The following is a 4,438-nucleotide window of genomic DNA, read 5'->3' as shown; positions in this document are numbered from 1 at the left end:
TTGTGACCGTGAAAGTGGATGGACAAGCTACTTGTGCGATGTTGAGCATTCCCTCCCAGGCCATCGTACTCGACGACAGAAAAAACTTTGTAATCGTTAAAGACACCGGCGGCTTACACATAAAAGAAGTTCAACTGATAAAAAGGGTTGATTCGAAAGCTTACATCCAGGGGCTTAAGCAAGGAGATCAGGTTGTTACAAACTCGCAGGTGTTTATCTATCAGGCGTTGAGCGAGTAAGAAGTCAGTTTGAAGTTATTGAGTTCGTTAGTTTGTTAGTTCTTTAGTTCACCCTTTGAACTCAAGAACCTAATAACTTAATAACTCAAAAACTAACAAACTAAAGAACTCATGAACTTAAGAACCCAAAAGCAGAACTATTAATGAATAAATTCATAAAAAAAATAATAGCCTTTTCATTAAAGAACAAGCTATTTATATTCCTCGCCACCCTCATCCTAATCATCTGGGGTGCGCTGGCTTTCAGTAGCATTCCCATCGAGGCATTCCCCGATGTTACGAATACGCAGATAACCATCATTACCCAATGGGCGGGCCGCAGTGCAGAAGAGGTAGAAAAGTTTGTGACCATTCCCATTGAAGTGGCCATGAACCCGGTACAGCGTAAAACCTCGGTTCGTTCTACAACGGTATTTGGATTGTCGGTAGTAAAAGTAATTTTCGATGACCATGTGGATGATGCATTCGCGCGTCAACAGGTGAACAACCTGCTGCGCGATGTGGAGTTACCCGAAGGCGCCGATCCCGATATTCAACCGCCTACCGGTCCTACGGGTGAGATATTCCGTTATACGTTGCAAAGCACCGACAAACCGGTAAAAGATCTGAAAACCCTGCAGGACTGGGTGATAGAACGCCAGCTGTTGGGCGTACCAGGCGTAGGTGATGTAGTAAGTTTTGGCGGTGAAGTAAAAACCTACGAGATAAAAGTTAATCCGCAAAAGCTGGCTTCGTATAATATTACCCCGCTGGAGGTGTATACCGCTGCTTCCAAAAGTAATATCAACGTAGGCGGCGATGTGATCGTCGATAACTCGCAATCGTATGTTGTGCGCGGTATTGGGTTGATCAATAGCGTGGATGAGATCGGGAATATCATCGTTGATAATATCAATGGTACGCCCATCCTGGTGAAAGATGTAGCGGATTACCAGATCAGCGCCCTGCCCCGCCTCGGTCAGGTTGGTCGCGATAAACAAAACGATGTGGTAGAAGGGATCATCGTGATGCGTAAGGGCGAGAACCCCGGCGAGGTGATAAAAAAAGTGCAGGCTAAAATTGATTACCTGAATGAAAAAGTGTTGCCTTCCGATGTTAAGATAAATACCTTCTACAATCGTAATGACCTCATCGACTTTGCCACGCACACCGTACTGCACAATATGCTGGAGGGAATTATTTTTGTTACGGTGATCGTGTTTTTGTTCATGGCCGACTGGCGCACGACGGTTATTGTAGCCATTGTGATTCCGCTGGCCCTGCTGTTTGCCTTTATTTGTTTAACGTTACGCGGCATGAGCGCCAACCTGCTGTCCATGGGCGCCATCGACTTTGGGATCATCATTGACGGGGCCGTGGTAATGGTGGAAGGGATCTTCGTGCTGCTCGATAGCAAGGCGCATCAGATCGGGATGGAACGGTTCAACCGCCTGAGTAAACTGGGCATCATCAAAAATACCGGTGGCGAACTGGGCAAAGCCATCTTCTTCTCCAAACTCATCATCATTGCCGGCTTACTGCCCATCTTCTCCTTTGAGAAAGTGGAAGGTAAAATGTTTTCTCCCCTGGCATGGACGCTCGGTTTTGCTTTACTGGGCGCCCTTATTTTAACGCTTACCCTGATCCCACTTTTAAGCAGCATCCTGCTTCGCAGGAACGTACGCGAAAAACACAATGTATTTGTGGAGTGGCTTACCAAAGGCGTAATGTGGCAATTCAACTGGACCTACGCCCGCAAACGCCTCAGCATTTTGGTGGCGATCGTACTGGTGGCAGTTGGTTTATTCTCCTTTAAATTCCTGGGGACCGAGTTCTTACCTGAACTGGATGAAGGCGCTATCTATATTCGTGCTACCTGTCCGCTCAGCGTATCGCTGAACGAGTCGCGCGATATTGCCAACAAGATGCGCAAGATGATATTAACCTTTCCCGAAGTAAAACAGGTGATGTCGCAAACCGGCCGGCCCAATGATGGTACCGATGCTACCGGTTTTTACAACGTGGAGTTTCATGTTGACATTTATCCAAAAGGCCAATGGAAAAGCGGCATGACCAAAGAACAGCTGATTGATAAAATGCAACACATGCTGTCGGTATTCCCCGGCATCGACCTTAACTTCTCCCAGCCTATTATGGATAATGTGGAAGAAGCGGTATCGGGGGTAAAGGGTTCGCTGTGCGTAAAAATTTATGGTGATAGCCTGGCTTATACAGAAAAGAAGGCTTACGAAGTATACAATGTAATGAAGCATGTGCAGGGTGTGGAAGACCTGGGCATCATTCGCAATATTGGTCAGCCCGAGCTGCGTATCGATCTCGATCAAAGCAAGATGGCCTTATACGGCGTTACCACTGCAGACGCCAATGCTACCATTGAAATGGCCATTGGCGGTAAAGCCGTATCGCAGATCTATGAGGGCGAGAAGAAATTCCAGCTCCGCCTGCGTTACCAGGAAAATTACCGGAACAACGCGGAGGCCATCAGCAACCTGCTGATCCCCACCATGCGCGGCTCTCAGGTGCCGGTAAAGAACATCGCCACCCTGGAGCGGTTAACGGGCCCCAGCATCATTTTCAGGGACGATAACCGCCGCTACAGCGCCATCAAGTTCAGCGTGCGCGGTCGCGACATGGGCAGCACCATTGCCGAAGCGCAAAGCAAAGTGAATAAAAGTGTTCAGTTGAACAAAGGGTATGACATGCAATGGGCCGGTGATTTTGAAAACCAGCAGCGCGCTACCAAACGGTTAACGGAAGTAGTGCCGGTGAGTTTGCTGATCATCTTCCTGATCCTGTTTGTGATGTTTGGCAATGTAAAAGACGCGGGTTTAGTATTACTAAACGTCCCGTTTGCCATTATTGGCGGTATTGCCGCTTTACTGATCTCGGGCACCAACTTCAGTATTTCTGCCGGTATCGGGTTCATCGCCCTGTTCGGGATCTGTATTCAGAACGGTGTTATCCTGATCTCTGTGTTCAAGAACAACCTGCAAAAGATAAAGAAACATGAGTTTGACAGTCATTCGCTGGAGATGGCCATCAAAGAAGGGGTAAAGAGCCGCGTACGGCCCGTTATTATGACGGCCCTGATGGCGGCCATCGGTCTATTACCCGCTGCCCTGTCGCACGGGATTGGTTCAGAAACATCTAAACCACTGGCCATCGTTGTGATCGGGGGGTTGATAACCGCTACCGGTTTAACATTACTGATCTTCCCGTTGTTCTTTTATGCGGGGTATAGAAAACTAGGTCAACGCATGGATTAAACATGGCAATTAACAAAATAAAAACGGCCCGGTATCTTAAGGTACAGGGCCGTTTTGTTGTTTCTATTTTATAATAGATGCATCTATTGCATCATTTGAAGCGTCTATATAGTCAGGGTGCAGAAAATACGGTGCATCCTGTTAAGCCTTATAACTTGCTTTAACCTTTAAACATTAATTTCATTGTATTTTACTACAGTGAATTTTCCGAAAGCGGGAGAATGTTTCAAATCAGGAGTCTCATTTAAGGAATAAATTTTCCAACTATGAGGAAATTAATTCACATTGACCTAAATTATATATACAAAAAGTAGTTTATTATACGATTGGCGTATAATTTGAATGATGTTACATTAGTTTTTCAAAGAGTATTTTTGGATTAAAACGGGGGCGGATGTCCATCCAGCCCCTCTTTTAACCCACTTTTCAGCTAACTCCCCGTTGTTCTTCCCACAGATGTATTATAGTACACAATGCTTCCCGCTCGTAATGATCTTCATCACCGGTTTTATATGCTCAAAGTAATGAATGGCTCCTTTGATAGTCATTATTTAAACGTTAAGGGTGTTTGAATATAACAGCTGTAACAATGACTTAAACTTACAGCTGTTCCTGGAACCTGGAACTATTACTTTATACTTACATTTGCCCCACTCAAAACCAGCATATGAAAAAAGTTCGTTGGGGAATATTAAGCACCGCAAAAATTGCCAGGGAGAAAGTAATTCCAGCCATGCAAACAGGCGCTTATTGCGATATTGTCGCTATTGCATCGCGGAATAAAGAACAGGCGCAGGAAACAGCTATGAAGCTAGGCATTCCGGTAGTGTATGGTTCGTATGAGGAATTATTGAATGATCAAAATATTGATGCGGTATACATTCCCCTGCCCAATCATCTGCATGTGGAGTGGACGCTGAAAGCCATCCAGGC

The 4,438-nt window shown here is 45.7% G+C and carries 2 protein-coding genes and 1 pseudogene; all 3 read left to right on the top strand.

The features are described 5' to 3' along the window. A pseudogene (locus tag ACJ751_RS18510) lies at nt 1–239 on the top strand (efflux RND transporter periplasmic adaptor subunit); the annotation flags it as partial. Between the two features lie 143 nt (nt 240–382). Then, the gene (locus ACJ751_RS18505) at nt 383–3,505 is read left to right on the top strand and encodes an efflux RND transporter permease subunit (protein ID WP_407747003.1); all 3,123 of its coding nucleotides are present in this window, start codon (nt 383–385) and stop codon (nt 3,503–3,505) included. Nucleotides 3,506–4,172: 667 nt separating this feature from the next. Next, on the top strand, nt 4,173–4,438 hold a 266-nt coding region (locus ACJ751_RS18500; RefSeq protein WP_407747002.1), incomplete at its 3' end, for a Gfo/Idh/MocA family protein.

This window comes from Niastella sp. (assembly GCF_045805085.1).
GTDB lineage: Bacteria > Bacteroidota > Bacteroidia > Chitinophagales > Chitinophagaceae > Niastella.
This window is presented reverse-complemented; position numbering and strand designations above follow the sequence as displayed.